Annotated in this window: 1 protein-coding gene; it reads left to right on the top strand. The window is 68.7% G+C overall.

The features are described from left to right. Positions 1 to 368: 368 nt before the first annotated feature. Entirely contained in the window at positions 369 to 1595 is a 1227-nt protein-coding gene (locus IZR01_RS49050) for an IS110 family RNA-guided transposase (protein ID WP_194927874.1), read from the top strand. The last annotated feature ends 147 nt before the right edge of the window (positions 1596 to 1742 follow it).

Consider the following 1742-nt stretch of genomic DNA (forward strand, 5'->3'; position numbering starts at 1 on the left):
TCGCGTCGGCAGGGCTTTGCCTACAGTGCCGGTTCTCGGGAGTCAAGTTCGCGCTGTACGCGGCCGCCACCTGCGCACATACCGTGAGGGCGCGGACTTTACTCCCGGGGTTCGGCGCTGTACCCCTAATGAGTTCTGGGAGTAGGTCGTCAGGCAGACTTCCAGGTGGGCAGCCGCCGGCAGGAGAGCACTATGTTCCCCAGGACTTCGAGTCCTACCCCAAGATCGTGCCCTTGCTGGTTGGCCGGGAGAGTTGATCGCTGATGGGATGTCGTGCCCGTCCGAGTTGGGCGTGAGCACTGGTTCATTAGGTCGCTGATAGTTCTCTCGCAGGCTGTCGAAAGATGATGTCGGATGAGGGAGGCGCTATGCGGCTGTTCATCGGGGATGACTGGGCCGAGGACCACCACGACGTGGAGCTGATGGACGAGCGCGGCAAGCGCCTGGCCAAGGCCCGGATCCCGGAGGGCGTGGCCGGGATCGCCAAACTGCACAAGATGGTCGGCGAGCAGCTCGGCGAAGACGCCGCAGAGGACACCGAGGTGGTGGTCGGCATCGAGACCGACCGCGGCCCGTGGGTGGGTGCGCTGATCGCCGCCGGTTACACGGTGCTGGCGGTGAACCCGCTGGTCGCGGCCCGCTACCGGGAACGCCGGGCGGTATCGGGGGCGAAAAGCGACGCCGCGGACGCGCACATGCTGGCCGACATGGTCCGCACCGACGCCCACCAGCTGCGCGGCGTGGCCGGCGATTCGGATCTGGCCGAAGCGATCAAGGTGGTCATCCGGGCGCACAAGACCCTGATCTGGGAACGTACCCGGCACACCCAGCGGCTTCGGCACGCCCTGCGGGACTTCTTCCCGGCCGCACTGGCCGCCTTCGAGGACCTGGACGCCCCCGACACGCTGGAGTTGCTGGCCAAGGCCCCGGACCCGGCCTCGGCCGCCCGGCTGTCGAAGTCGCAGATCGGCGCCGCGCTGAAGCGGGCCCGCCGCCGCGAGGTCCAGGCCAAGGCGGCACGGATCCAGGCCGCGCTGCGCGCACCCCACCTCGGGCAGCCGCCGGCGGTCACCGCCGCCTACGCCGTGACCGTTCGTGCCCTGGCCGCCGTCCTGGCCGCGATCGACGCGCAGGTCACCGCCTTGGCCAAGGAGGTCGAGGAGCATTTTGGCCAGCACCCGGCCGCTAAGATCGTCATCTCCCAGCCCGGGCTGGGACCGATCATCGGCGCCCGGGTGCTCGCAGAGTTCGGCGACGACCCCGCCCGCTACACCGACGCCAAAGCCCGCAGAAACTACGCCGCCACCAGCCCGATCACCCGCGCCTCCGGCAAGAAACGCGTCGTCGCCGCCCGCTACATCCACAACGACCGGCTCATCGACGCCCTGATGTTCCAGGCATCCAAGGCCATCGTGGTCTCCCCCGGCGCCCGCGCCTACTACGACAAACAACGCGCCCGAGGCGCCGGCTACAACACCGCCCTGCGCCAGGTCGCCAACCGCCTCGTCGGCATCCTGCACGGCTGCCTGAAAACCGGCACCTCCTACGACGAGACCACCGCCTGGGCAAACCAGCCCAAACCTCCAACCACTTGACACAACCATTTCAGGGATGTCTTGGGGCTGACGACGCGACCGTGGGGAACGGACCGCACCACCTCAGGAACCGCCGCCGCTGAGACTGGCTCGACCACCCTATGGAACCGCGCCAGTTCCCCGAGGGAGCCGAGAGCCCCCGCCGGA

The organism is Catenulispora pinisilvae (assembly GCF_015356865.1).
In the GTDB taxonomy this organism is placed as follows: domain Bacteria; phylum Actinomycetota; class Actinomycetes; order Streptomycetales; family Catenulisporaceae; genus Catenulispora; species Catenulispora pinisilvae.